Source organism: Bacillus sp. AFS098217 (assembly GCF_002551815.1).
GTDB lineage: Bacteria > Bacillota > Bacilli > Bacillales > Bacillaceae_G > Bacillus_A.
Genome location: NZ_NVPR01000060.1, coordinates 1 through 26,395, shown reverse-complemented (window position 1 = coordinate 26,395; position 26,395 = coordinate 1). Strand labels below are relative to the sequence as shown.

General features: G+C 35.0%; 21 protein-coding genes and 4 pseudogenes. 21 read left to right on the top strand and 4 right to left on the bottom strand.

Annotated elements, in window-relative coordinates; translation table 11 throughout:
- The first annotated feature begins 453 nt into the window (after nucleotides 1-453).
- The 11 genes from COO03_RS16615 to COO03_RS16565 all read left to right on the top strand — a co-directional run bounded on the left by COO03_RS16615 (nucleotide 454) and on the right by COO03_RS16565 (nucleotide 16,083).
- Entirely contained in the window at nucleotides 454-1,242 is a 789-nt protein-coding gene (locus tag COO03_RS16615) for an enoyl-CoA hydratase (RefSeq protein ID WP_097898222.1), read from the top strand.
- 467 nt (nucleotides 1,243-1,709) lie between these two features.
- Complete coding sequence (locus tag COO03_RS16610; protein WP_097898221.1) at nucleotides 1,710-2,036, top strand: hypothetical protein; 327 nt, start codon at nucleotides 1,710-1,712, stop codon at nucleotides 2,034-2,036.
- 41 nt (nucleotides 2,037-2,077) lie between these two features.
- On the top strand, nucleotides 2,078-2,404 hold the full coding sequence (locus COO03_RS16605) for a nucleoside triphosphate pyrophosphohydrolase (protein ID WP_097898220.1): 327 nt from the start codon (nucleotides 2,078-2,080) through the stop codon (nucleotides 2,402-2,404).
- 54 nt (nucleotides 2,405-2,458) lie between these two features.
- The gene (locus COO03_RS27685) at nucleotides 2,459-3,637 is read left to right on the top strand and encodes an SEC-C metal-binding domain-containing protein (RefSeq protein ID WP_176524459.1); all 1,179 of its coding nucleotides are present in this window, start codon (nucleotides 2,459-2,461) and stop codon (nucleotides 3,635-3,637) included.
- Nucleotides 3,638-3,732: 95 nt separating this feature from the next.
- Complete coding sequence (locus COO03_RS16595; RefSeq protein WP_097898218.1) at nucleotides 3,733-4,782, top strand: M42 family metallopeptidase; 1,050 nt, start codon at nucleotides 3,733-3,735, stop codon at nucleotides 4,780-4,782.
- Nucleotides 4,783-5,509: 727 nt separating this feature from the next.
- On the top strand, nucleotides 5,510-7,093 hold the full coding sequence (locus COO03_RS16590; RefSeq protein ID WP_097898217.1) for an N-acetylmuramoyl-L-alanine amidase: 1,584 nt from the start codon (nucleotides 5,510-5,512) through the stop codon (nucleotides 7,091-7,093).
- Between the two features lie 493 nt (nucleotides 7,094-7,586).
- Entirely contained in the window at nucleotides 7,587-9,170 is a 1,584-nt protein-coding gene (locus COO03_RS16585) for an N-acetylmuramoyl-L-alanine amidase (RefSeq protein WP_097898216.1), read from the top strand.
- A gap of 480 nt (nucleotides 9,171-9,650) precedes the next feature.
- Nucleotides 9,651-11,363 (top strand): methyl-accepting chemotaxis protein, encoded by a 1,713-nt coding sequence (locus COO03_RS16580; RefSeq protein WP_097898215.1) that lies wholly within the window; start codon nucleotides 9,651-9,653, stop codon nucleotides 11,361-11,363.
- A gap of 1,486 nt (nucleotides 11,364-12,849) precedes the next feature.
- A complete protein-coding gene (gene sdaAB / locus COO03_RS16575; protein WP_097898214.1) occupies nucleotides 12,850-13,548 on the top strand; it encodes an L-serine ammonia-lyase, iron-sulfur-dependent subunit beta in 699 nt (232 codons plus the stop codon).
- A gap of 22 nt (nucleotides 13,549-13,570) precedes the next feature.
- The gene (gene sdaAA / locus COO03_RS16570) at nucleotides 13,571-14,461 is read left to right on the top strand and encodes an L-serine ammonia-lyase, iron-sulfur-dependent, subunit alpha (protein ID WP_097898213.1); all 891 of its coding nucleotides are present in this window, start codon (nucleotides 13,571-13,573) and stop codon (nucleotides 14,459-14,461) included.
- 302 nt (nucleotides 14,462-14,763) lie between these two features.
- Nucleotides 14,764-16,083 (top strand): amino acid permease, encoded by a 1,320-nt coding sequence (locus tag COO03_RS16565; protein ID WP_097898212.1) that lies wholly within the window; start codon nucleotides 14,764-14,766, stop codon nucleotides 16,081-16,083.
- Nucleotides 16,084-16,087: 4 nt separating this feature from the next.
- Here COO03_RS16565 and COO03_RS16560 read toward each other — a convergent pair.
- Nucleotides 16,088-16,216, bottom strand: a pseudogene (locus tag COO03_RS16560) (IS6 family transposase); the annotation flags it as partial.
- Between the two features lie 104 nt (nucleotides 16,217-16,320).
- Between COO03_RS16560 and COO03_RS27330 the strand changes: the two are divergent.
- From COO03_RS27330 to COO03_RS16535, 6 genes and pseudogenes are all read left to right on the top strand, one after another.
- Nucleotides 16,321-16,492 (top strand): annotated as a pseudogene (locus tag COO03_RS27330) (IS4 family transposase); the annotation flags it as partial.
- Nucleotides 16,493-17,034: 542 nt separating this feature from the next.
- Nucleotides 17,035-17,178: a hypothetical protein gene (locus COO03_RS27125; RefSeq protein WP_176524474.1), complete on the top strand. Its 144-nt coding sequence runs from the start codon at nucleotides 17,035-17,037 to the stop codon at nucleotides 17,176-17,178.
- 111 nt (nucleotides 17,179-17,289) lie between these two features.
- On the top strand, nucleotides 17,290-18,048 hold the full coding sequence (locus tag COO03_RS16550; RefSeq protein ID WP_097898211.1) for a MerR family transcriptional regulator: 759 nt from the start codon (nucleotides 17,290-17,292) through the stop codon (nucleotides 18,046-18,048).
- Nucleotides 18,049-18,058: 10 nt separating this feature from the next.
- The gene (locus tag COO03_RS16545; protein WP_097898210.1) at nucleotides 18,059-18,718 is read left to right on the top strand and encodes a GAP family protein; all 660 of its coding nucleotides are present in this window, start codon (nucleotides 18,059-18,061) and stop codon (nucleotides 18,716-18,718) included.
- A gap of 250 nt (nucleotides 18,719-18,968) precedes the next feature.
- A pseudogene (locus COO03_RS16540) lies at nucleotides 18,969-19,130 on the top strand (IS4 family transposase); the annotation flags it as partial.
- A gap of 200 nt (nucleotides 19,131-19,330) precedes the next feature.
- Nucleotides 19,331-20,335 carry a proline racemase family protein gene (locus COO03_RS16535; protein ID WP_097898209.1) on the top strand — a complete coding sequence of 335 codons (1,005 nt, stop codon included), beginning with the start codon at nucleotides 19,331-19,333 and terminating at the stop codon, nucleotides 20,333-20,335.
- Nucleotides 20,336-20,410: 75 nt separating this feature from the next.
- On the opposite strand, the pseudogene COO03_RS27680 reads toward COO03_RS16535, so the two are convergent.
- Both COO03_RS27680 and COO03_RS16530 read right to left on the bottom strand, forming a co-directional pair.
- Nucleotides 20,411-20,698, bottom strand: a pseudogene (locus tag COO03_RS27680) (IS4 family transposase); the annotation flags it as partial.
- Nucleotides 20,699-20,770: 72 nt separating this feature from the next.
- Complete coding sequence (locus tag COO03_RS16530; protein ID WP_097898208.1) at nucleotides 20,771-21,157, bottom strand: carboxymuconolactone decarboxylase family protein; 387 nt, start codon at nucleotides 21,155-21,157, stop codon at nucleotides 20,771-20,773.
- A 159-nt stretch (nucleotides 21,158-21,316) separates the two neighbouring features.
- Between COO03_RS16530 and COO03_RS16525 the strand changes: the two genes are divergently transcribed.
- Both COO03_RS16525 and COO03_RS16520 read left to right on the top strand, forming a co-directional pair.
- A complete protein-coding gene (locus COO03_RS16525) occupies nucleotides 21,317-21,691 on the top strand; it encodes a MerR family transcriptional regulator (protein WP_097898244.1) in 375 nt (124 codons plus the stop codon).
- Between the two features lie 410 nt (nucleotides 21,692-22,101).
- Complete coding sequence (locus COO03_RS16520) at nucleotides 22,102-23,010, top strand: DMT family transporter (RefSeq protein ID WP_097898207.1); 909 nt, start codon at nucleotides 22,102-22,104, stop codon at nucleotides 23,008-23,010.
- A gap of 347 nt (nucleotides 23,011-23,357) precedes the next feature.
- On the opposite strand, the gene COO03_RS16515 is transcribed toward COO03_RS16520, so the two are convergent.
- Nucleotides 23,358-23,939, bottom strand: coding sequence for a TetR/AcrR family transcriptional regulator (locus COO03_RS16515; protein ID WP_097898206.1), 582 nt, complete (start codon nucleotides 23,937-23,939; stop codon nucleotides 23,358-23,360).
- A 145-nt stretch (nucleotides 23,940-24,084) separates the two neighbouring features.
- Between COO03_RS16515 and COO03_RS16510 the strand changes: the two genes are divergently transcribed.
- A complete protein-coding gene (locus COO03_RS16510) occupies nucleotides 24,085-25,560 on the top strand; it encodes an MDR family MFS transporter (RefSeq protein ID WP_097898205.1) in 1,476 nt (491 codons plus the stop codon).
- Nucleotides 25,561-25,783: 223 nt separating this feature from the next.
- On the top strand, nucleotides 25,784-26,257 hold the full coding sequence (locus COO03_RS16505) for a hypothetical protein (RefSeq protein WP_230322560.1): 474 nt from the start codon (nucleotides 25,784-25,786) through the stop codon (nucleotides 26,255-26,257).
- Nucleotides 26,258-26,395 lie beyond the last annotated feature (138 nt).

The following is a 26,395-nucleotide window of genomic DNA, read 5'->3' as shown; positions in this document are numbered from 1 at the left end:
TTATATACATCAATTAAAAAACCGACATAAAACCCCTCTTTTTAGGTGGAAGAGAGCATCTATTCATGCATAGAAGCGGTCAGGCCTTTTTCTGCCACATGCGAAGTAAAAACAGAACGAGCAAACGAGTGTAGATTACTTTTTATTCCGCATAGCAGGGATTTAGATGTCGAAACATTAAATTGGATTTATATAGTAAGGCGAATGAATTTCTATATTTATTTTGATACATCAAACTTAAGGATACACCATTTCATTCTAATGGTAAATAGAAGAAGAAAGGCGGTGAATGTACACTAATTCAGTTATTTTTCTTCATTATGATATGTTTTATACGGCAATACATACAAATTCCACGATAATTAGACAGAAAATTAAGAAAAAAGAAGGATTTTCGAGCCTCTTTCTATAATTATATAAGTATAATCTTTAGGGAAGAAAGAGGGGTATATAATGGAAGTAAAAAGTAAAGCAGAGTCTGTAGTTGTCCAATATGAAGGACGTGTGGCAACGGTCATGGTAAATCGTCCAGAAGTATTAAATGCGTTAGATGAGCCTACTTTAAAGGAATTGGCAAAAAAACTGAAAGAAGTTGCTGAAAGTTCAGCTCATATTGTCGTATTATGCGGGAATGGCCGTGGTTTTTCAGCGGGTGGCGATATTAAATCGATGCTTTCAAGTAATGATGAAAGCAAATTTGAAGGTATCATGAATGCGATTTCTGAAGTTGTTGTTACATTATATACAATGCCGAAGCTTGTCATTAGTGCCATTCATGGTCCAACGGCAGGTCTTGGATTAAGCATTGCGTTAACAGCGGATTATGTAATGGCTGATATTTCATCCATCATTGCGATGAATTTTATTGGAATCGCTTTAATTCCAGACGGTGGAGGTCATTTCTTCCTGCAAAAACGTCTTGGTGAAAATATGGCGAAACAAATCATTTGGGAAGGTAAGAAGTTATCGGCAACAGAAGCGTTAGACATTGGTTTAATTGATGAAGTGATCGGAGAAAACTTCCAAGGGGCTGTGAAACAAAAAATAAACGAGTGGCTGCAAAAACCAATTAAAGCGATGATTCAAACAAAGCAAATTTTATGCGAAGTGAATCGCTCTAGTCTAGAACAAACATTGCAACTTGAAAAGCGTGGACAATACGCGATGAGACAAACAGCCGATCACAAAGAAGGAATCACGGCATTTTTAGAAAAGCGTCCACCAGTATTTACAGGAGAATAAAAAGAAGAAAGTGCTGGCACATTTTAGTATAATTGTGTTAGCACTTTTTTTAGCTATATACATCAATTAAAAAACCGACCTAAAAACCCCTCTTTTTAGATGGGAGAGAGGATCTGGCCATGGATAGAAGCGGTCAGGGCTTTTTTCCGCCACATGCGAAGTAAAAGCAGAAAGAGCAAACGAGTGGAGGGTACTTTTTGTTCTGCATAGCAGGGAGTTAGATGTCGAAAAATGAAAATGGATTTATATATATGAAAATCCAAATTGAAAACACGACCTAAAAACCCCTCTTTTTAGATGGGAGAGAGGATCTGGCCATGCATAGAAGCGGACAGTGCCTTTTTCTGCCCCATGCGAAGTAAAAACAGAAAGAGTAAATGAGTGCAGGTTACTTTTTGTTTTGCATAACAGGGGTTTAGATGTCGAAACATGAAAATGGATTTATATAGAAAGGTAAAGGGCGCTAGATGAGAAAAACTAGAATCATTGGCATTATTGGTATCATCTTACTTACATATTATGTTTTGCATCGTACACCTGCTCTTGCAGTTCGGACGGCGTTATTATTTGAAGGACACCCAATTGTTGCTGTGACAGGAGAAGTTACGAAGGAAAGAGATATCAAAAAAGAAGCGGTGCCAGCTGCATATCAAACGTTATATGGAAAAGAAGAGAATGAATTAGAACATTATTTCTTCCCGCACGTACAAGCACATGGAACAGGGATCGATATGGAAAGTGCCTGTGTGAAAAAGAAATGGTTTTTCTATGAAGCGGAGCTCGGATGTTACTAAATATAGAAAGAATACGCTGATATTGGAGTGGAGGATAATTTATGTCAACTTATAATAAGCTAGTAAGGGATCGTGTTCCAGAGAAAATTTTAATGTCTGGAAAAACATATACAGCGCAAAAGCTAACTGGTCAAGCATACATACAAGCATTAGCAAAAATCGGAACGGAAGAAATTCGTGAATTTGCTTCTATGAAAGAGCGTGAACACGCATTAGATTCACTGGCGGATGCATTAGAAATTATCATATCATTAGCGCGTGCAGAGGGCGCAACATTTGAAGATATCGAGCGCATTCGCAAACAGAAAGAAGCAGAGCGCGGCGGATTCCAAAAAGGAATTTACTTGCTGGATGTTTCGGAGGAATAGGATTAGTTAAGAATGTTGGATAATGAATGGGGAACAGTGAAAGGGGAGAAAAAAATGAGTGCTTTTTTAGAAAAGATTCAACCATTTTTACATAATGATGATAGTGTGATGCAAAACTTTCTATTAAGGGTATTAGATCGGAATTATAGTGGGACAGAAGAAGAATTACTATGTGTTCTCGAAACGGAGAATTTGTCTCCGCATACTATACATAGATTGAAAAAATATCCAGTTTCAAATAAAAGCATTGAAAAAATGATAGGAATGTTTCATAAAAGTAAGAATCCAATTATTCAAAGGAGTCTAGCATCTATTATTTTGCTGAATGCAGATGGAGAAGCGTTAGACACACATAAAGACAGTTTGCTGAAGTTAAAACCATATATACACAAACAAACACTTCAATTATTTATTGATTGTCATTACGCGTCGGCAGAGGACGTATTTATGGTATTAGAAAAACATGTAGCACAATTAGAAGAGGATCCATACTTTAATCAACAACATTTTGATGTAGGCGCAAAAATGGTAAGAGAACTTGCAAGTAAAGCTGCTATAGATGAGGAACGTGTTTGTTCAATCATTAAAGAAAGCATGCAAAAAGAATGGATGGATTATAAAGGGATCTATTATGTGATGCTAGCGGGAGAAAGAAGGGTTAAGCAAGCCATTCCAATGTTAGCCGAATTATTAACAAGACCATATGGTGAGGAAGTATTAGTAGAAACTGCAAGTGCTGCTCTTAAGAAAATTGGTGGAGATCTTGTTGTAGAACAGGTGGAAAAATATATTTACAATAAAGAAGCGGCGCTTTTTGCGGTGAGTGTAATAGGAAGTGTGGATACACCTTATGCAGAGGAAGTATTATTAGAGGCATTATTGGATGTGAAAGACATTTCTGTAAAAACAGCCATTGCAGATGAATTGTGTAACCAGTTATCTGCAAAGGCAATTCCATATGTGGCTACTCTTGTAGAAAACGGGTATGATGAGGGTTTGTTAGAATTAGATGAGGCTCTTTATGCAAATTGTAAAATTAACGGGATTGAGCATCCTGATATGCTTATATGGAAGAAAAGGATACAACAAAGAGAAAAAGAATTTACGAATCGTCAAATGGAGATTGAAAACTTATTCAATCAGCGTCCTACCGAAAAGAAGGTAAGCGTCGGGCGAAATGATCCATGTATATGCGGAAGTGGAAAGAAATATAAAAAATGTTGCTTAAAATAAAAAGAGTGTAAGAGAACCGCCTTCGTTATGAGTGGCGGTTTTTTACTGGATTATGTATACTGAATATTAGAAAAAATAAAGTGGGGGGAAGTAAAGTGGCACATCATGCAAAAGAAACAATGGAACTTATTAAACAGCTTGTTTCCATTCCAAGTCCGTCTGGAAACACAACGAAGATTATCAACTTTATTGAAAACTATGTAAAAGAATGGAATGTAGAAACAAAACGTAACAATAAAGGTGCTCTTATTTTAACGTTAAAAGGAAAGAATGATGCGCAGCATCGTTTATTAACGGCACATGTTGATACATTAGGCGCAATGGTGAAAGAAATTAAATCTGACGGTCGTCTTCGCTTATCGATGATTGGCGGATTTCGCTGGAATTCTGTTGAAGGAGAATATTGCGAGATTGAAACAGCAAGCGGAAAAACGTATACAGGGACAATCTTAATGCATCAAACATCTGTCCATGTCTACAAAGATGCAGGGGAAGCGAAACGAGACGAAAAAAATATTGAGGTTCGTATCGATGAACGTGTATCTTCAGTCGATGAAGTTCGTAAATTAGGCATCGAAGTAGGCGATTTTGTTTCATTTGATCCGCGCGTTCAAATTACAGAGAGTGGTTACATAAAATCGCGTCATTTAGACGATAAAGTAAGCGTAGCGATTCTACTAAAATTAATTAAAAGATTACAAGACGAAAATACGACATTGCCATATACAACACACTTCTTAATTTCTAATAATGAAGAGATTGGTTATGGCGGGAATTCTAATATTCCAGAAGAAACTGTAGAATACTTAGCAGTTGATATGGGAGCGTTAGGTGATGGACAGGCATCGGATGAATATACTGTATCCATTTGTGCGAAAGACTCTAGCGGTCCATATCATTACGGTTTACGCAAGCACTTAGTTGAACTTGCAAAGACAAACAATATCGAATATAAAGTAGACATCTATCCATATTACGGATCAGATGCATCCGCTGCCATTCGTGCAGGATTCGATGTGAAACACGCATTGATTGGTGCAGGGATTGATTCTTCTCATGCGTTTGAGCGTACACATGAGAGTTCCATTGCACATACAGAAGCACTTATTTATGCGTATGTGCTATCACAAATGATCGAAGAATAAATGATTTTTGGAAAAGTGATTGGTATTTACATATCAATCACTTTTTTGTTTTATCATGTGTAAAAGACTATGAAAGTAAATTTTACTTATATAAATCCATTTTCTATTTTTCTTCTATTAGTCAAAAAGTATGAAACAATCATATTAAATTTCCCTTCCCTTTCACTTCAAATTCACATTGAAGTCACATCTATCTTTTATATTATATGTATCGAAGCTGTTCCTCCCTAATAATGAGACATTCCCCAGTGTCTCGAACAGCTTTCCATCCCTAATTAAAATTGATATATTGTCCCTTTCCCTGACCATCTTGTACTGACAAGATGGTCTATTTTTTATCACCTATTACTGAATCATGCCTCTTATCCATTCAGCAACTATTCATTTATATAAATCCATTTTTATTTTTCAACATCTAAATCCCTGCTATGCAGAGTAAAAAGTAATCTACACTCGTTTTCTCTTTCTGTTTTTACTTCGCATGTGGAAGAAAAAGGCCGTGACCGCTACTATGCATGGCCGATGCTCTCTCCTACCTAAAAAGATTGGCTTTATGTCTATTTTTTAATAAATGTATATATAAAATATTAATAATATACATTTACTAGATAATATTAATATTGTAAAATATTAGGGTTGGTATAATGTGGTTAATTAATAGAAGAAATATTTTATAACGATTGTTATGAATTGTGATTAACAGATTTTGAGGGGGAGAAACAATTTTATGAAGTATGGAAAACTGGCAGTAGGGATTCTAGCAGTAACTTTATTTTCTTATCCAGTAAGTAGTTCAGCAGCGGAAAAGAATTTTCCGGATGTACCGGGCTGGGCGCAAAATTCGGTTAACTATTTAGTTGAGAAAAATGCACTTGACGGAAAACCAGACGGAACATTTGCACCATCTGAAAAAATTGATCGAGGATCAGCTGCAAAGCTAATCGCGGTGGTACTAGGTTTAGAAATTAATCAAGATGCAAAACCATCTTTCCAAGATTCACAAAACCACTGGGCAGCTCCTTACATTGCCGCAGTAGAAAAAGCAGGTGTGATTAAAGGTGATGATAAAGGGAACTTTAATCCAGCAAACAGCATAAATCGTGCTTCTATGGCATCTATGCTTGTAGAGGCGTATCAATTAAATAATAAAATCATTGGTGACTTACCAACGCAGTTTAATGATTTAAAAGAACATTGGGGCGAAAAGCTGGCTAATACGTTAGTTGCTTTAGGCATTTCTAAAGGAACGGATGACGGTTGGAATCCAGATGGGATTGTTACGCGTGCAGAAGCAGCTCAATTTATTGCACAAGCTGATATGGCAAAAAGTGATACATCAAAAAGAATGTACATGAATAGAAACTTCATTACATATCATGAGCCATCATTATCATCAGGCATCACGTCCACTCAACATGCTCCGCAAGTTATTGTGGTGAAAGAACAACGAGAAGACGGATGGATGAAGATTGCAACGGATAAAGGAGATAAATGGACGCCTTTAAACGAGAAACAAGAGTATATCGATGGTGCATTTACTACATATCAAGAAACGTCTCATACTTCTAAAGTATTAGGGAAATATGAACCGCAAAATGTAACAATCATGGAAGAAAAAGGGAGCTGGATTCGTATTCGTACATATGCTGGTTTCCAATGGGTGGACAAAAATCAGTTGAACCCGCCGAAACAAGCGAATTTCCTAGAAGGAAAAGCGATTATTATTGATCCAGGGCATGGTGATCCTGATCCAGGTAAACCAAGTGTATATATGGAAGAGAGTAAAATCGTATTAGATACGTCTAAACGAGTACAGGCATTGTTTGAGAAAAAGACACCGTTTACTGTATTGTTAACACGTAATGGCGATGCAAGACCAGGAGTGAGTGCCCCAGATTCTTTGAAAAAACGAGTGGAGTTTGCGCAGGCGAATAATGGGGATATCTTTGTAAGTATTCATGGTAATGCTTATAATGGACAAGCAAATGGAACAGAAACATTCTACTATAACTCAAACACAAAAGGAACAAATCCATATGTAGAAGAAAGCCGCATGCTAGCACAAAAAATTCAAGATCGTCTTGTAGTGGCACTTGAAACACGTGATAGAGGTGTACAACATAAAGATCTATACGTTACTCGTGAAAATACAATGCCGTCTGTATTAACAGAGCTAGCATTTGTTGATAACAAGATAGAGGGTGAAAAACTATCTACTGCAGAGTGGAGACAACGTGCTGCCGAAGCAATTTACGCTGGTATTTTAGACTATTATGAGTGGAAGGGTAATGACGTTTCTTCTTACCGTTAATAATAGAGTTGTAGAATAGTAATAAAAAGGAGATTGTCCAGAGATTTTGGGCAATCTTTTTTTATTGACCAAAATTTGTTCACTTTAATATATAAATGCATTTTAATTTTTCGACACCTAAATCCCTGCCATACAGAATAAAAAGCAACCTACACCCGTTTGCTCTTTCTGTTCTTAACTTCGCATGTGGCAAAAAAAGGCCATAACCGCTTCTATGCATGGCCAGATGCTCTCTCCAACCTAAAAAGAGTGGGTTTTTATGCCGGTTTTTTAACTTTTATTTGTATATAAACATTTCCTAATTAAACATTTACTGTAATAAACATGTAATATTTATTATTTCATATGCGTATTTACTCTAGAGTTATAATGCCATACAATAATTTAGGTACTATTAAATAGTAGAATAGTAGAGTAATAATAAATATTTAATTTTTTATTGTTTAATAGAACATAGTTTCATAATGAACAGGTATGAGAGGAGAAAAATTTGATGAAATACGGAGTAATCGCAGCAGGGATTTTAGCAGTCAACTTATTAGCGTATCCATTAAGTAGTTCAGCAGCGGAAAAGAATTTTCCAGATGTACCTAGCTGGGCGCAAGATTCGGTTAACTATTTAGTTGGGAAAAATGCACTTGATGGAAAACCAGACGGAACATTTTCACCATCTGAAACAATTGATCGAGGATCAGCTGCAAAGCTAATCGCGATGGTATTAGGTTTAGAAATTAATCCAAATGCAAAACCATCTTTCCAAGATTCACAAAACCACTGGGCAGCGCCTTACATTGCTGCGGTAGAAAAAGCAGGTGTGATTAAAGGTGATGGTAAAGGGAACTTTAATCCATCAAGCACTATTAATCGTGCTTCTATGGCATCTATGCTTGTAGAGGCTTATCATTTAAATAATAAAATCATTGGGGACTTACCAACGCAGTTTAATGATTTAAAAGAACATTGGGGCGAGAAGCTAGCCAATACGTTAGTTGCTTTAGGTATTTCTAAAGGAACGGGTGACGGCTGGAAACCAGATGGTATTGTTACGCGTGCAGAAGCAGCTCAATTTATTGCACAAACTGACATGGGAAAAGCAGATACATCAAAAAGAATGTATATGAATAGAAACTTTATTACATATCATGAGCCATCATTATCATCAGGTATCACATCTAATCAACATAGTCCGCAAATCGTTGTGGTGAAAGAACAACGAGAAGATGGATGGATGAAGATTGTAACGGATAAAGGCGATAAATGGACGCCTTTAAATGAGAAACAAGAGTATATCGATGGTACATTTACTACATATCAAGAAGCGTCTCATGGCTCTAAAGTATTAGGGAAATATGACGCACAAAATGTGACAGTGATTGAAGAAAGCGGAAGCTGGATTCGTATTCGTACATATGCTGGTTTCCAATGGGTTGATAAAAGTCAGTTGAACCCGCCGAAACAAGCGAATTTCTTAGAAGGAAAAGCAATTATTATTGATCCAGGTCATGGCGGTGTAGATCCTGGCCATGAAGGCGTAGACATGGATGAAAGTAAAATTGTATTAGACACATCTTTACGCGTACAGAAATTATTTGAGAAGAAAACACCATTTACTGTATTGCTAACACATGATACTGACACAAGACCAGGAACAGATGCAAAAGATTCTCTAAAAAAACGAGTAGAATTTGCTCAAGCGAATAAAGGGGATATCTTTGTAAGTATTCATGGCAATGGTTTTGACGGAAGTGCTCAAGGTACAGAGACTTACTACTACAGATCAGCAACGACAGCAACAAACCCATATGTAGACGAAAGTCGTGTACTAGCAGAGAAAATCCAAGATCGTCTTGTAGCAGCACTTGGAACACGTGATAGAGGCGTAAAAGAAGGCGATTTATACGTAATTCGCGAAAACACAATGCCAGCTGTATTAACAGAACTTGCATTTGTAGACAACAACGTAGACGGTGCGAAACTATCTTCACCAGAAGGAAGACAAAGTGCTGCTGAAGCAATTTACGCTGGTATTTTAGACTATTATGAGTGGAAAGGTAATGATGTTTCTTCTTACCGTTAATAATAGATTAGTAGAATAGAAATGAGGAGGAGGTTGCCTGAAAGTGGGGCGGCCTCTTTTTGTTTAGGGAATATTACTGCCCGCAACTAGCGGGATCAATATTATATTAATAAAAATTAACAAACCGATATAAAACCCCTCTTTTTAGAAGGGAGAGAGCATCTATTCATGCATAGAAGCGGTAAGTTCCTTTTTTTGCCACATGCGAAGTAAAAACAGAAAGAGTAAACGAGTGTAGGTTACTTTTATTCTGCAGGACAGGGATGTAGATGTCGAAAAATGAAAATAGATTTGTAAAAATAAGAAAGATGCTATATTTATTACTTACTTTTATGTTATATACATAATATAACGTATTTTAAATTTAAAATAGAAAGAATATGTACAATCCGAAGATGGAATCGATTTTTAAAACTCTTTTTTATATTTATCATTCTTTATGTTTAAATTAATAAATTTTATTTAAAAAGGGGAACGACTATGAATTTGCGAACACGAATTTTAGGAATTGTATTTGTAGTAATCTTGGGATTGGCGAGTGTGAATTTTGCATTTTTATATTTTACTGCGAAAGGAACTGGGGAACAAACAATTGGAGAGTTAGGAAAGATTCAAGTTGAAGCAATGAAAAAACAATTTGATAAAGACGCATATGAATCATGGTTAAAGGATCCAAAGCAAAATGATACATATGAGAAGTTGCGAAATACATTAAATGAAATGCGTGAACATAATGGCGCATTATATGTATACACGATGCATTTTAAGAAGAATGAAGCGTACATTATGATTGATGGGCAACCAAGTGACAAGGAAGCTTCACCGATTTGGGAGAAGTGTGAAGATAATGCGGCAGAAGTGGAAAAGCTGCAACAAGGAGAATGGGTGTACACTCCTATTATAAATGATGAAAAATACGGGAAATACATGTCCGTTATGGTACCGTTAAAGGATGAAAAGGGTCAAGTTTATGGGGCGCTTGGAATGGATATACAAGCTTCTGTTGTAGATACGATTATGCAAAACTTGTTGAAAGATAGAATGATAGAACTCGCTCTTATTAATATAGGGATTGTTGCTGTTGCCTCTGCTTGTCTATTCTATTTTATTAACCGAGGTTTGAAGCCGCTTCATGTGTTGAAAGAAGAAACAAAGCGGATTGCAGAAGGTGATTTAAGAGAACTTCAGATTTCATCTCGTAAGAAAGATGAGATTGGACAGATGATTCGTTCTTTTGAATATATGATGGATCATTTAAGAGGATTATTACAAGGTGTACAGAAGGCAACACATTCTGTCACGCAAACATCGAAAATGTTATTATCTTCTACACATGTAATGAAAGAACAGAATCAAACCATTGTATTATCGAGTCAAGAGATTACAAATAGTAATGCGCAAACTGTTTCTTCAATGGAACAAGTTTCAAATGCGATGCACTCTTTTGAAGAAGAAATACGCGGAGTCGAACACGCTGTAGATGATATGCAAAGTATTTCTCAAGCGATGGCACAAGCAGGAGAAGAAGGACAGGAAATGTTGCATAATACGGTTATGCAAGGGAAGGAAATGAAAGATACGTTCTATCAATTTCAAGATACAGTCAATTCTTTATTAACACAAGTAAGCCATACGGGGGAATTTCTATATACAATCGAGGACATTGCAGCGCAAACGAATATGCTTTCCTTAAATGCGGCCATTGAAGCAGCTAGAGCGGGGGAATCTGGAAGAGGATTTGTCATTGTAGCAGATGAAGTGAAAGTGTTAGCGGAACGTACGGCAGAGCAAACAAAGCATATTCGTCAATTAATTTATAAGATGCAGCAAGAAGCGTCTGGAACAACAGAACAATTGTCGCGAGCATTGCAGCAATATGATGCTCAGTTTAGTCAAGTAAGTGTAGTAGCAGAGCAAATGAAGGCACTGCAATATATTTCAAACGAATTAAATCAGTCCCTGCAGCACGTTATCGGTAAAATGGAAACGATGAAACAGCAGCAGAACGTCATTCACACTGAAGTGTTGGCTGTCACGGCTGCAAGTGAAGAAACGGCGGAATCTACTGAGGAAGTGAATGTTACAATAGAAGAAGTTGCAAAACAGATGGATGCATTTACACAAGAAGTTCAAGAAATGGCATCGCAAATTCATGAATTAAGTGAACAAACGAAGCGCTTTACTTTATCGTAAAGTGGAACATTGATCTTACTATATATACATCAATTAAAAAGCTGATATAAAACCCCTCTTTTTAGGGGGGAAAGAGAATCTAAGTCAGATCCTTTTTCTGCCACATGCGAAGTGAAAACAGAAAGAGCAAACGATTGTAGGTTACTTTTCATTTTGCATAGCAGGGATTTAGATGTTGAAAAATAAAAATGGATTTATATAAATGAATAGTTGCTTAATGGATAAGAGGTATGATTCAGTAATAGGTGATAAAAAATAGACCATTTTGTCAGCACAAAATGGTCAGGGAAAGGGACAACTTATGTTCATTTTAATTAGGGATGGAAAGCTGTTCGAGACACTGGGGAATGTCTCATTATTAGGGAGGAACAGCTTCGATAGATATAATATAAAGGATAGATGTGACTTCAGTGTGAAATTGAAGTGAAAGATATGTTTTTTTAATGATCGTTTTATGCTTTTTATCTAATAGAAGAAGGATAGAAAAAGATTATCCTTACTTTGAAAACGTCATCCTTTCTAATTTAGCTTGTTTAGAAAGGATAACGTTTTTTGGTGTTTGAGAGTATTAAAATCTCTTGAGTTGATGGGCATGTATGGTGCTCCCATATAGGGCTAACTTTTTACACTATTGCTACTTTGCCCCTGGTTGCAAGAACGCTGGTACTGGGCCTTATAGCATAAGATACGATTCTGTTAGGGATATATGCATTTTATTCTCTTTTTTGCACCAGAACCTAAATAACTGTTCTTTTTCCATACGAATCACACACCTTTTGTAAAGTAATAATATCAGTAAAAGAAGTTTCTTTTTTCTGAAAATGTATATAAATGCAATATAGATGATAAATATTCAAAAAGGATTTTATATTTCCTTAATTTATTCCTTTCCATCTACATGAATCATTTATTACAACAGCTTTCATGTCTAAAATAAGATGTTTCAACAAAGGAAAATATAAGTATCTTTATGATGATTTTACAATATAATCAATGTGTTAATTAAAGGAACTCTGTGTTATTTTTGCTATTCTACTAACTAATACAGCTTCAAACAATGGACACAATTGCTACATGCCAAGTGTAATTTATTATCCATTCAAAAATTCTGTTTATTCAATCTTTCTAAAAATAAAAAAACATTAAACTCATAAATATACAAGTTATAATGAGGGCGTCGAGAGATAATCTATTACCTTCAGAGAAACTATCAAACCTGGTTCTAATGCAAAAATTCTAAAGACCTTACAAGTAATCTTCTACAATTGGACATACTGATACGATTACTCTAAGAAAGGTGTGTGATTAGAAGAATTTATTCAATATAAAAATGGAAACGTTATCAGCCAGATCTTATTTAAGAAAATGAAATTTGGTGATAATTTTAATACAGTTTTTATTTTAATTGAATCTCTTTCTCAAGCTGGCATTTTAATAGCTTAGACTCAACTGCAATTAAAAATAATAAATTATGGGGGGGGCTTATATGAACATGAATGTAGTATCTATTAAAGAAAAAAAAGTTGTTAAATACAAAAGTTGTTTTGATGTGATTGGGCCGGTAATGATAGGTCCTTCAAGTTCACATACTGCAGGTGCTTTAGCTATTGGGACAGTTGCCAATAAATTATTTCAAGGTCTTCCAAAAAAAGTTGTGGTAAGGTATTATGAATCATTTGCTGAAACCCATAAAGGACACGGAACGGATTTTGCAATTATTGCCGGGATATTAGGATTTGCTGCCGATGACAGCAAAGTGCCAGATGCTATTAAAATAGCGGAATCTAAAGGAATTGACATTACCTTTATTGAAAAAGCGGGTGATAGTCCTGCTGGTCATCCAAATACGGCAGATGTATATTTAGAGGATGAAAGTCGAAGTATTAGAACGATGGGTATTTCGGTCGGCGGTGGATTAATTGAAGTCAAACATGTTGAAATTGACGGATTTAGCTTAGATCTGCAAGGGCCATTGCCAGTTATTATTGCGATTTCTGAAAGCGCTGACTTTGAATTTGTCTTACGCAGGATCTTTAAACAATATGATGTGGAAATTAACAACTTTCATAGTTTAGAAGAAAACGGAAAATATTTATATGCATTCGCTTTGGATTCGCTATTGCCTGGTGATGCTCAGAAGGAATTGGGAAGTTTAAGCAGTATGGCTAATATCATTATTCTTTAGTTACATTAAGGGGTGGAAAAATATGTATATGACCATAAGAGAAATTGTAGATGCAGCTAATAAAAGGAAAAAGCCAATTTATGAATTAGCAATCGAACAGGAAATCGAACAAACTAAAACTTCTTATGAAGAAGTTTGGAGTAAAATGGAAAAGAATTTAGCTACTATGGAAAATTCTGCAAATAAAGGTATCGAGGGCGACGGGGTATTTTCTCCGACCGGTTTAACCGGAGGTGATGCTGTTAAAATAAAAAAATATCGAGAAAATGGAAAAACTCTTTCTGGGGATTTGATGGTGTTAGGGATTCAAAGTGCTATCGGTGTTAATGAAGTAAATGCTTCATTAGGGGCTATTTGTGCAACTCCAACCGCAGGTGCGAGTGGGACGATCCCGGGAGTCCTATTTAGTATTAAAGATACGTTGCAGTTAAGTCATGAAGATATGGTCCATTTTCTATTCACTTCATCTTTATTTGGAATGATAGTCGCAAATAATGCTTGTATTTCCGGAGCGTACGGAGGATGTCAAGCTGAAGTAGGCAGTGCCTCAGCAATGGCGGCTGCAGCGGCGGTAGAAGCTGCCGGAGGAACACCGCAGCAATCTTCTGAAGCTTTCTCAACCGCATTACAAAATTTACTCGGTCTAGTTTGTGATCCGGTCGCTGGTTTGGTAGAAATTCCTTGTGTAAAGAGAAACGCCATTGGAACGACAAATGCTTTAGCAGCAGCGGACATCGCATTAGCCGGCGTAAACAATATCATCAATGCTGACGAAGTTATTGAAGCGATGTATAGAGTTGGAAGACAGATGCCTCGCGAATTAAGAGAGACAGGTTTAGGCGGAATTGCGGCCACACCTACAGGGATTGCCATTAAAAGTAAAATTTTTGGAGAGAAACAATTAAAGCAATGAACAGTTATTGGAAGTATTGTGAAATATTTAACAATTCTATTCTCTATTGTTCTCCTAAGGATGTTTGTATATTAAGAGCCATTATCAATAAAATATAATTCTATACAAATAAAGTATACTACTATACGAATAAAGTATGTTAATATACAATTGAAATGTTTTGTAAACGTTAACAAATCCATCAGGTTGGACACATGATGTGGCGCACCTTGTAAGTGTAAGCAATTCATTTTTCAAGAATGGTCTATATTCCTAGGCCTTAAAAAGAGACGTAAGAATAGGATACAAGGAGGAATTATTATATGAATGGGAATACTGCAAAAACAATAGAATTTCAAGCTGAAAATACTGCAGTAAAAAATGAGAAATATCCAGACCCTAAAAAGTGGCATAAACAGGATACTACCTGGGCATTGAGCCTTTTTGGAACAGCAATTGGAGCAGGAGTACTCTTTTTACCTATTAATGCGGGTTCAGGTGGTTTATTATCATTACTGCTAATTACCATACTTGCATATCCTGTTATGTATTACTCACATAGGGCGCTTGCTAAAATGATATACGCTTCCAATTCTGCTGAAGAAGGGATTACAGGTACAATAAGAGAGTATTTCGGCAATAAGGCAAGTATAATTTTTAACATAGTATATTTCGTCTCAATTTATACGATCGTGCTGATGTATTCGGTTGCACTTACAAATACTGCAAGTAGTTTTATTGTGAATCAATTGCACATGCCGGAGCCTCCAAGGGCCATTTTATCGCTTGTATTAGTAATCGGTCTTATAGCTATACTAAATTTTGGTCAAGATATCACTGTAAAGATAATGAGTATGCTAGTATATCCTTTCATAGCTTCCCTACTTTTTATCGCAATATCTTTGATTCCACAGTGGAATACGTCAATGCTTAGTTTTTCAAGTGTTTCTACTGATTCAACAGGCACAGGATATTTTGGAACGATATTGATGATACTACCAATCATAGTATTCTCGTTCAATCATTCGCCTATGATTTCATCATTTGTTATGAAACAGAGAGCTACCTATGGAATAGAAGCTACTGATGCCAAATGTGCTCAAATACAAAAAGCTTGTTATATCATGACATTCGCTGTTGTTATGTTCTTTGTTTGGAGCAGTACCTTGAGTTTGACTCCAGATGATCTGAAAATGGCGAAAGCAGAGAACTTGTCAATCCTATCATATCTTGCTAATGAGCTTAATTCGCCTATAATCACTATTGCAGCTCCTCTTATTGCTTTTGTGGCTATAACAAAGTCCTTCCTTGGCCATTATATAGGAGCATATGAGGTAATGCGTGACATGATTATCAAGGTCGGTAAAAAACGCGGAAAAGATATGGGAGAAAAAACAGTTAAGACAATGATCCTTACTTTTGTCGTATTAACATGCTGGTATGTTGCTTATGCAAATCCAAGTATTCTTGGAATCATTGATGCCCTTAGTGGTCCGTTAGTTGCTGCTATCTTATGTCTATTACCAATGTATGCGATCTATAAAGTACCAGTACTAGCTAAATATAAAGGGAAAGCGAGCAATGTATTTGTCATTGTTATAGGTATACTTACTGTCCTAGCAAGTATTAAGTCATTATTCTAATTCACTATTGATATATCTGTTTTTGGACAGACTTCTCACCTTGGGGAGTTTGTCCTTTTTTGATTATATGCATAACTTCTATTCCAGCAATCACTTTTTTAGCTGTTTGCAATGATTTTAATCCAAGCATATTGGGGTGCTGTCCCACATCCATCAACTTAAGGATTTATACTATTTTTGAAGTTAAAAGCACGTTACTATTCTCTTATGTTAATGAGAAAGGGTGATGTGCTTTTTATGAATATGAACCAAAAACAGGAATTATCTTTATTGGCCGAAGAGTTATATCGATATATATCCCACTACACTTAATCAATTAGCTATAGAAGCAGGCGGGATGAAACGAAAACGTAAGTGCCACGGGCACCATTTCTTATCTTTGTGTGTATGGTTAAATCAACAAGTCGCTTAGTAATGCGCTTCAAGCAAAGCACCGTAATAAAAACGTACAGTATTGTTACGGTGCAAATAACCTTTAACGTGGGTTTTATGTGTGGATTTAAAATAAAGTTCGATGATTTATAATAAAGAATGATAATTTGTAAAAAGGTTTGATAAAAAGATCTATTTTGTAGAGTATTTTTTTGTTCAACAATCGGACACGATTGTTGAACAAAACAGATAGAAAATGATTAAACTTTTTTATAAAAATCAAACTTAAATCTGCTATAGAAGAAACCATTTTAATCAATCTTTTTTCAAAATGGTTTCTTTTTATTTATCGTAAAGCATGAGTTTGCGAAGTATTTTTAATCGAACTTTATTTTAAACCTACAGGATACCGTTATAGAAGATGATGTTACAGTAATTATAAGTTTTATATAGATTAATTTATAAAAATTTAAAAAGAAAATAAAAACTTGAAGTTGACGTTAGGTCATTTTATATACTATTTAGTAACTACTTAGTGTTCTCGAGATAAATGTGATTAAAAAATTAGGAGGTTTATAGATGAAACAGAGAGATATTATTATTTATGGGTGTGTCATTATAGGTGCAGGTATTGGACTGACAATGGGTAATGCATTTCCAGGTGTACTGATTGGTTTGGGAATAGGGTACTTGCTTCAGAATTTTTTTCGTAAAGAAGAATAAATATATAAAGACTTGTGGTAAGAACAAGTGAGAAAAGAAGATGATAAGATAGAATGAATATAACAGTTGTTAACGATAGAGTCTTAACGTACAGGAAGGTAGGTTTATCAGTTGATACACATTAATAAGGTTGGGGAGCTGACAGGTGTTACAGTAAGAACACTGCGTTACTATGATAAAATCGGCTTATTAAAACCAGCATCCAAAACAGAGGGCGGCCATCGTTTATACACAAATGAAGAAATAAAAAAACTACAGCAGGTTCAATTTTTAAAAAAGATTGGATTTTCGTTACATGAGATTAAGAATATGCTCGCTTCTAGTGAGTGGGATTGGTCGGATAGTTTAAAGAGTCAATTATCTTTTGTAATAAAAGAACAGGAAAACTTAAAGAAAATAGAGTTATCCATACGGGAATTGATACATGGAATTGCGATAGAAGGGGAAGAAAACTGGATCGCGATTCAGAAGATTATGAAATTATCCAGTAAAGATAAAGAAATACAGCAGTATTATCGTGAATCTGTATTTAAAGATAGGGAAATAAAACTATGGGAAAAGGTTCCCAATATGACAAGTGACAACTCTGATTCACTCGAATGGATTGCTTTGATAGGTCAGTTAAAGCGTTATATGAAGGACGGTCCAAAAGCATTCAAAGTCCAAAATATCATTAGAAGAATGGATGAAAAGCGCTTAGAGGAATTTGAAGGTGAGGATGAATTTTTAGATAAGCTGTGGGAAATAAGGATGTCGCCAAAGCAATCAGAGAAACTGAGATTATATCCGATTGATCAGGATGTGCTTGAGTTTATGGACGAGGCATATGCCATTTTTATAGCTGAAAAGAATAATCCTCAACCAGAATAAGGGGGAAAGAATGGTGAGTACAGAACTACTTCTCTTGATAGGGGGGTTGGCTCTATTGGACACGCTAAGCCCTTCCACATTAGGTGTAACAGTATACCTGATTTTATCAGATAAAGAGAGACTTACCAAACGTTTATTGGTTTATTTATTGACGGTAGCAGGATTTTATTTTGCTACTGGAGTTTCACTCATGTTAGGATTAGGTTTTTTGCTTGAGAATATTTTTGGCGTATTTCAAAATCAAATCGTAAGCCGGACTGTCTTTATTATTGGATTGATATTGTTCATTGTAAGTTTTTATGTTCCAACAAAGAAAAATTCAGAACTACCTGCACCAAAGTCAAAAAGCATTCTTTCAATGGTTGGGCTGGGATTCACTACTTCATTAATAGAAGTAGGTACTGCATTTCCTTATTTTGCAGCAATTAGCATAATGACTACTTCCAATCTACCATGGATGGAATGGTCTTCTATTTTAGCTGGATACAACTTTATCATGGTGTTGCCTTCCCTTGTGCTGTTTTTCTTATATCTCCAGTTTGGTCGGCGGATGCAAAAACCTCTTGAGAAGCTTCGGGTTAAAATCGCTAATAATACGGGATCGGCTCTTTCGTGGATTATGTGTATTGTTGGACTCATTCTGATTTTTAATAGCTTGGATTATTTGTAGGGTGTTTAACCAGAGTATTAAATAAAAGTAGAATTATTCAACAGTCGGGCGCTTTAATGGAGGAATGATCACAAAAATTATCAAACTTTTTTATAAAAGGATGATTCAATTGAATATAGAAAAAGCGTGTTTTGAACAATCTTTTTTCGAACCACGCTTTTTTTATTTGCTCTTTTATCAAGGTTTATTAAGTTAATTTAATCAAACTTTATTCCAAGGCTACATTATGTTAGTACGTTGGCTGTACCCCTATATTTGTGCCTTAGGATATTTTCGTTTACAAGATTTTAAGTCTATTCAAGATAAGCAAGGATACTATTTATCGCATCTTAAGTTACCAACTAAAATATATAGAAAAGAATTCGAAACAAAACCCGCCCAATTAAGACCGCTATATATAATACACTTTAAGCTGATGGATAGGAGTGTAAAAGAAAATATACACTCCTAGACAAAAGTGTTGCAAAAAGAATACACCTTTTTCAGGAAACTGCAATGAATGTTCGGGATAGTAATCGTCTGTTAGATTGGCATAATACTTGCAGATAAAACAGTAGGACACTTATAAGGATTTTAGGGAATAAGTGAGTGAAGATACTGGAGGGGAAAGAAATGAACATTAGTAAAATGTACACAACAATTGACGCACATGTAGCGGGGGAACCATTACGTATTATTACAGGCGGAGTACCAGCGATAAAAGGAAACACACAATTGGAAAGACGAGCTTATTGTATGGAGCACTTGGACCATCTTCGCGAAGTTCTTATGTATGAACCGAGAGGACATCATGGCATGTATGGTTGTATTATTACGCCTCCTGCAAGTCCCCATGCTGATTTTGGGGTATTGTTTATGCATAATGAGGGCTGGAGTACAATGTGCGGTCATGGAATTGTTGCGGTAATTACGGTAGGAATTGAAACTGGCATGTTCGAAGTGACAGGTGAAAAACAAAAGTTCATTATTGATAGCCCGGCAGGAGAGGTTATCGCGTATGCAACATACAGTGGAAATCAAGTAGAATCCGTATCATTTGAAAATGTTCCTTCTTTTGTTTACAAAAAGGACGTTCCGATAAAAATTGATGGCTATGAATTTCAAGTAGATATTGCTTTTGGAGGAGCTTTCTATGCGGTTGTAGGTAGTAAAGAATTTGGTTTGAAAGTGAATTTTAAAGATTTACCTGCTATTCAAACTTGGGGCGGGAAAATTAAGCACTACATTGAAAGTCAAATGGAGGTAAAACATCCTCTCGAAGAAGATTTAAAGGGAATATACGGCGTTATCTTTTCAGACCAACCAAATGGAAAAGATGCCACTTTACGAAATGTGACCATTTTTGCGGATGGGCAAGTAGATCGCTCTCCTTGTGGCACGGGTACTTCAGCTAGACTTGCAACTCTTTTTGAAAATGGAGTTCTGCAGGAAGGTGAAAGTTTTGTCCATGAATGCATTACGGATGGACAATTTGTTGGAGAAGTGTTGTCAGTGACAAAAGTAGGCGAATATGAGGCCATTATTCCAAAAGTGACTGGTCAGGCGTTTATTACGGGATTCCATCAATTTGTAATGGATCCAAGAGATTCATTAAAACGAGGATTTTTGTTGGGGTGATGTTTGAAAAGAGTTGTTTTTTGTTTAGAAAATATGTGGATTGAAGATGAATATTGGCAACAAGCATTGGGGAAAGGAAGAAAAAATATGTTGAAGGGAGGGATTAAATCGTTGATTGAGTCCTTCAGGGGTCATCAAAACCCCTGTCGAAGACTCTAAATTACTACATAATGGCGTTAATGAAGTACTCGCGACTTTTTGACTTAGCCATACCCACAGAGCTACTCATTCTTGAGCACGATATTTACTAGTTCGTTTCACAAGCTCAACCTCTCTCGCAAATTCTTGAAGAGCTAGAGGAGATAAACAGTGTTGTAGTTCTTTGGAAAAGAGGTTGAATTCATCTGAAATTGAAAGATTTATAAAAAGCACTATCCTTTCCTATTATAAAAAAATAAGGTAATGATTCGACTGAGCTTATTCATTAATAGTATCTTATCCTAAGTTCAGCTTACGTTCTTCAAAAATTCGTTTTGCCACAAAGATTGCATTAAGGACTCGTGGAAAGCCCGTGTAAGGGATGCAGTGCATGATTGCTTCTACTATCTCATCTGGTGAGAGACCAACATTAAGTGCTGCGTTAATGTGGACATTAAGCTGTGGTTCACAGCCACCCTGTGTAGTTAGTGATGCGATTGTAACCAATTGACGTTGTTTGAGGTCTAATCCTTCTCGAGGATAGATATCACCAAAAGCGAATTCAACAACATATTTACCGAGATCAGGAGCAATATCTTTTAATGAATCTATAACATGTTGCCCACCTTCTCCATCTACTTCCATAAGTTTTTGCCAGCCACGCTGATAACGTTCATTACTCATTGCATTTGCCTCCTAAGAATTTATCAATTTAAGTTTTTTAATCATTTAGTACGTCTATGTTACGTAGTATCAATTGATTAAAAAGTAACTCTTGATTAAACGTTACACCTTAGAGTGCACTCTAAAGCAACCCCTTTTCTTTGTGCTATAATGAAATTTATGGAAAATATATATACTATTAAACAAATTTCAAAAATAACAGGACTTACTGTGCACACTTTGCGTTACTACGAAAAAATTGGGTTACTTAATGGGGTGAGCCGAGATATTAATGGTTATCGTCAATATTCAGAAGCTGATATTTCTTGGATCAATTTCTTAATCCGTTTAAGAGTAACAGGAATGTCAGTCACAGACATGAAACTTTTTTCTGATTTACGAAGTCAAGGTGAACCTACAATAAGCGCTAGACGAGAATTGTTAGAAATACATCAAAACAAAGTCCTTAAAGAAATGAAAGAGTTGAAGGATAACCTGGTGAAAATTGAAGAAAAGATTGATTACTATAAGAGGATGGAGGGACATAGGAAATAATCATTTTACATTATCATTTATGTCAAAAGTTTAGGGAAGTATCTACTGAAAAAATGCCATTCTTTCGAAAGAATGGCATTTTTTTGTTTTAGGGGTATTAATTTTTTCTTAGGTTGATGGATATGTGGCGGTACCCTTATTATGGGATGAAGCTCATTGTTTACACGATGTTATCCCAATTACTCCAGCTGATATAACTAAGTTAGTAATTAGAGATGTTATTAGTACATCCTGAAACCCTTTAAACAAGTAAAGAAACTTTAATTATATAGAGCTATGATGATTAAAAAGAACTGCAACATACAAATGGCGGTTCTTTTGCTTGGTTTTATATTCTATTTTTTGTAAAATAAATCCATATAATATATAGATAAAAAGCAATACATATCAAAAAGTAAAGAGGGGAAAACATGTCACGTAAATTATACTTTGCACTCATTATGTTAAGCCTTATTTGGGGAGGATCTTTCTATTTTTTCAAGATTTTAGTTGCAGATTTCAATCCTTTGGTAGTAGCATTTTTACGATCAACTTTTGGAGCTACAACACTTATTGTACTTATACCATTTTTCCGCAAGTCTTTTAAAGGGAAAATTCCTTTTATACCTTTGTTTGCTGTAGGAATACTAAATACTATAATTCCATGGACACTTATTTGTTTTAGTGAACAAAAAATGACTAGTAATTTAGCTTCTGTCTTAAATGCAACCCAACCATTATGGACAATGGTTTTAGGAATTTTATTATTTGGTATACGTTCCAATCGTAACCAAATTATAGGTCTATGTATTGGATTCATAGGTATTTTAATACTCTCAGATATACATTTATCAAATGTTTTTTCAGTTAATTCATTAAATTTCGTTGCAATGTTGATAGCAACTTTTTGCTATGGTTTAGCAACCCATATAACAAAGCGTTATCTTAAAGAAATATCCATGTTCCAAATTTCTTTAGGTACATTATTAGTCGGTAGCATATGTAGTGGTGTCATAGTTCTATTTTTAGAAGAACCAATTCAAATTTTAACTAAAATATCATGGCATCATATAGGCGCATTAATTGGAATAGGTACATTTGGATCAGGTATAGCCTATTTACTTTACTTTTACTTAATTCAAAAAGGGAGCCCAAACTTCGCTTCCATATCTACATACTTAGTGCCAGTATCAGCTATTTTCTGGGGATATATTCTTTTAAATGAAAATATAAGTTGGAGATTAATCATTGGATTAGTTTTTATACTTATGGGAGTTTATATAACTAGTCGTAAAATCAAATTAAATATTCCTGTTAAAGGTATACAAAAAGAGTCCTAACTACTTAGGGCTTTTTCTTATTTTCGAAAGTAAACTTTTGAATAGCAGCACTAGGGGGCACTATACATGCCCATCAACTCAAGAGATTTTAATACTCCTAAATACTAAAAAGCGTTATCCTTTCTCATTAACATAAGAGAATAGTAACGTGCTTTTAACTTCAAAAATAGTCTAAATCCTGATTGGTGAGGGCTAATAATCAGTGGGGGATGAAGAAAACCCCCCACTGATTAAAGTTTCACTTTATATGATTGAAACACGTTCCAAATCAAAAACATTGATTTGATTCTCATCAAAAAGTTCTTTTAAAGCCTTTATTCCATTGTGATCCGCATAATTCTTTTTGCTTACATTTGATCTCTGTTCAATTGAAAAACATCTGGATTGATCATTTGATGGAAGTATCTATCCATTTCTTCTGCTGAAACACTTTTTTTATTTTGAAACCACCATGTACTTAACGTTGTAATTACACCCGAATAGAATTCGATAATTAACTCATTTGGTATTGTATGGCTTTTACAAATTCGATTTAATTCTTGATTCTCCTGTTTCTTCATTTCACGAGTTTGATAATGTATAAAGTTATTAAATTGTTCATCACCCATTTGCGACTCTAATATTTTTCCAATCTCTTCATGATGTAAGAATTGCTCCATCACTTGAAATGGCTTAGTTAATCGGTCTAAAAGTGGTATTGTCAAGGATTCCTCTTGATATTGTTTAAATCCAAATGCCAATAATGCATCTTTATCTTCAAAATGTTTATAAAATGTTGTTCGATGCACCATCGCACGATCACAGATTTGATTGATGGTAATGGAACTATATTTCTGTTTTGGTTGTGTCATTAATTCAAATAAAGACTTCCACAATAATTTATATGTACGTCTAATACGTAAATCCAGCTGCCCCTCATTATTTTTCATCTACACTTCTCCTTTTTTGTAGATTAATTATACAACTAGCGAAAATTGATTCTCCCTTTTTAATCTACATATGTATATTATATTACATGTGATCTTTTGTATACAAATGTATTAAAAATAAAGAAAATAGGGAGAAAATCAATAAATGAATATGACGACTACAAGTTCTACAAGTAGCAAAATTGATACTTCTAATATTAGACATACACCCATTTTAATTGCATTAATTTTAGGTGCAATGGTTGCATTATTAAATGAAACATTACTTGGTAATGCTTTAACCGTATTAATGAAAGATTTTGATGTAACAGCTTCAACAATTCAATGGCTTTCTACATCCTACATGTTAGTTGTTGGGGTTTTAGTACCAATTACAGCTTTACTTCAACAATGGCTTACAACGAGACAAATGTTCTTAACCGCCATGGTAACATTTTTAGTCGGTACATTGATTGCTGGGTTCGCACCGACATTTTCCGTTTTATTAATCGGTCGTATTGTCCAAGCAATCGCCACTGGGTTAATTTCACCATTACTAATGAATACGATTTTAATTATTTGTCCACCTGAAAAACGTGGTGCCACAATGGGCTTAATAGCACTTGTTATGATGTCTGCTCCAGCGATTGGTCCTACATTATCCGGAATTATCGTTGATTCACTTAATTGGCGCTGGTTATTCTACATTGTTATTCCTATCGTAATCATTTCCATTTTAATTGGAATGAAATATATTCAAAACGTCACAGAGTTAACACGACCAAAAATTGATTATTTATCCATTCTCTTATCAACATTAGGTTTCGGTGGGGTTGTGTATAGCTTTAGTTCTTCAGGTGATTTAGGATGGTCAGATTCTAAAGTTTATTACTCTTTAATTATCGGGGCTATATCGTTATTCATTTTTGTTGTTCGTCAATTAAAAATTGATAATCCAATTTTAGAACTACGCGCATTTAAATTTCCAATGTTTACTTTATCAGTTGGGTTAATATTCATTGTCATGATGTCGCTGTTCTCAACAATGACATTATTACCGATGTTCTTACAAACGGTTTTACTTGTTACAGCCTTTAAATCAGGGCTAATCATGCTACCAGGGAGTATAATTAGCGCTATCATGGGACCGATTGCAGGTAAATTATTTGATAAACTCAGTCCAAAGATTATTATCATCCCTGGCATTGTGCTAGTAGCCATTGCAATGTGGCTATTCAAAGGCATTAATCCAGAAACAACATTGACACAAATTATCTTGATGCACAGCGTATTAATGGTTGGACTCATGTTTGTGATGACAGTACAAACATATGGTTTAAATCAATTGACACCAGAGCTTTATCCACATGGTACAGCGCTCTTCAATACATTACAGCAGGTAGCTGGCGCGATTGGCACGGCTATATTTATATCGAAAATGTCTTCAGGCACAACTCAATATATGGAAAACTCAGCAAATCCAATGGATCCAGTAGAAAAGCTAAATGGCTTAACATCTGGCTTCCAAGGGGCGTTTACGCTTGGGTTAATCTTTATAATTGTTGCTCTTGTTGTATCTTTTTTCTTAAAAGGAGAGAAAAAGAAAGCAAAAGCCGCTCAACTTTTACACACTGAAAATTAGAAGAACCTAAATTTTGTATTAGCTGTAGATTGATTTAATAAGAACATCAAAAAGGGGATATCCTGTAAGTCAGTGTAACTGACTTATGAGATATCCCCTTTCTTACGATTAGTCAAGTAGTTTTATAAGGAATGATTAGAAGTACCTTTACCTTATGTGCGAAATAAAGGACGTAAAAAATAATAAGGGGAGAATAAAAATGGTATAATTAGGTAAAAGGAGGGTGAGGGACATTAAAAATATTACTTTTATGCTTATTTCAATTATTGTATTCGTAGGGTTAATTGGTTGTTCAAATACAACAAGTTCTTCAGAAGGTTCTCAATCTACTAACTCTAAAGAGACATCAAAGATTTTTGAAAACAAGGAAGTAAAAGAAATTAGAGTAATAAGTAACACTAGCAACCTATCTAAAGGAAACACAGATAACAAAGATTTTATCAAGCAAATTATTACAGCAATTAAATCTGGATCCTCTAAAGAAATAACATTAGATGAAAAAACAAGAAAATCTGCAAAATCTAACATAGAAGTTATTTTCACCGATGATTCAACAGAAAAATTATTACTTTGGATAAATGATGATAAATTTGTAATAGCAAAAGATACAAATGATAAAGAGAAGGTTCAAGGCGTTCAAATAGATTCTAGTACTTCTAAAATGGTTACGAATTTCTTGAAAACTTCAACTAAATAAAACTAAAAAGAAATGCTAAAATAGCATTTCTTTTTAGTTTTTAATTACAACTCATAAGTTGAAGCTGAATAATAAATTTGTACAGTTTTTGAGCTGTTTGTATATATATCCATTTTGGTTTTCCAACATATAAGTCGC

Bases quoted from the DNA above. Each gene is read 5' to 3' on its own strand.
- COO03_RS16615 (WP_097898222.1), top strand. From the start codon at position 454: ATGGAAGTAAAAAGTAAAGCAGAGTCTGTAGTTGTCCAATATGAAGGA.
- COO03_RS16610 (WP_097898221.1), top strand. From the start codon at position 1,710: ATGAGAAAAACTAGAATCATTGGCATTATTGGTATCATCTTACTTACA.
- COO03_RS16605 (WP_097898220.1), top strand. From the start codon at position 2,078: ATGTCAACTTATAATAAGCTAGTAAGGGATCGTGTTCCAGAGAAAATT.
- COO03_RS27685 (WP_176524459.1), top strand. From the start codon at position 2,459: ATGAGTGCTTTTTTAGAAAAGATTCAACCATTTTTACATAATGATGAT.
- COO03_RS16590 (WP_097898217.1), top strand. From the start codon at position 5,510: ATGAAGTATGGAAAACTGGCAGTAGGGATTCTAGCAGTAACTTTATTT.
- COO03_RS16585 (WP_097898216.1), top strand. From the start codon at position 7,587: ATGAAATACGGAGTAATCGCAGCAGGGATTTTAGCAGTCAACTTATTA.
- COO03_RS16580 (WP_097898215.1), top strand. From the start codon at position 9,651: ATGAATTTGCGAACACGAATTTTAGGAATTGTATTTGTAGTAATCTTG.
- sdaAB (WP_097898214.1), top strand. From the start codon at position 12,850: ATGAACATGAATGTAGTATCTATTAAAGAAAAAAAAGTTGTTAAATAC.
- sdaAA (WP_097898213.1), top strand. From the start codon at position 13,571: ATGTATATGACCATAAGAGAAATTGTAGATGCAGCTAATAAAAGGAAA.
- COO03_RS16565 (WP_097898212.1), top strand. From the start codon at position 14,764: ATGAATGGGAATACTGCAAAAACAATAGAATTTCAAGCTGAAAATACT.
- COO03_RS27125 (WP_176524474.1), top strand. From the start codon at position 17,035: ATGAAACAGAGAGATATTATTATTTATGGGTGTGTCATTATAGGTGCA.
- COO03_RS16545 (WP_097898210.1), top strand. From the start codon at position 18,059: ATGGTGAGTACAGAACTACTTCTCTTGATAGGGGGGTTGGCTCTATTG.
- COO03_RS16535 (WP_097898209.1), top strand. From the start codon at position 19,331: ATGAACATTAGTAAAATGTACACAACAATTGACGCACATGTAGCGGGG.
- COO03_RS16530 (WP_097898208.1), bottom strand. From the start codon at position 21,157: ATGAGTAATGAACGTTATCAGCGTGGCTGGCAAAAACTTATGGAAGTA.
- COO03_RS16525 (WP_097898244.1), top strand. From the start codon at position 21,317: ATGGAAAATATATATACTATTAAACAAATTTCAAAAATAACAGGACTT.
- COO03_RS16520 (WP_097898207.1), top strand. From the start codon at position 22,102: ATGTCACGTAAATTATACTTTGCACTCATTATGTTAAGCCTTATTTGG.
- COO03_RS16515 (WP_097898206.1), bottom strand. From the start codon at position 23,939: ATGAAAAATAATGAGGGGCAGCTGGATTTACGTATTAGACGTACATAT.
- COO03_RS16510 (WP_097898205.1), top strand. From the start codon at position 24,085: ATGAATATGACGACTACAAGTTCTACAAGTAGCAAAATTGATACTTCT.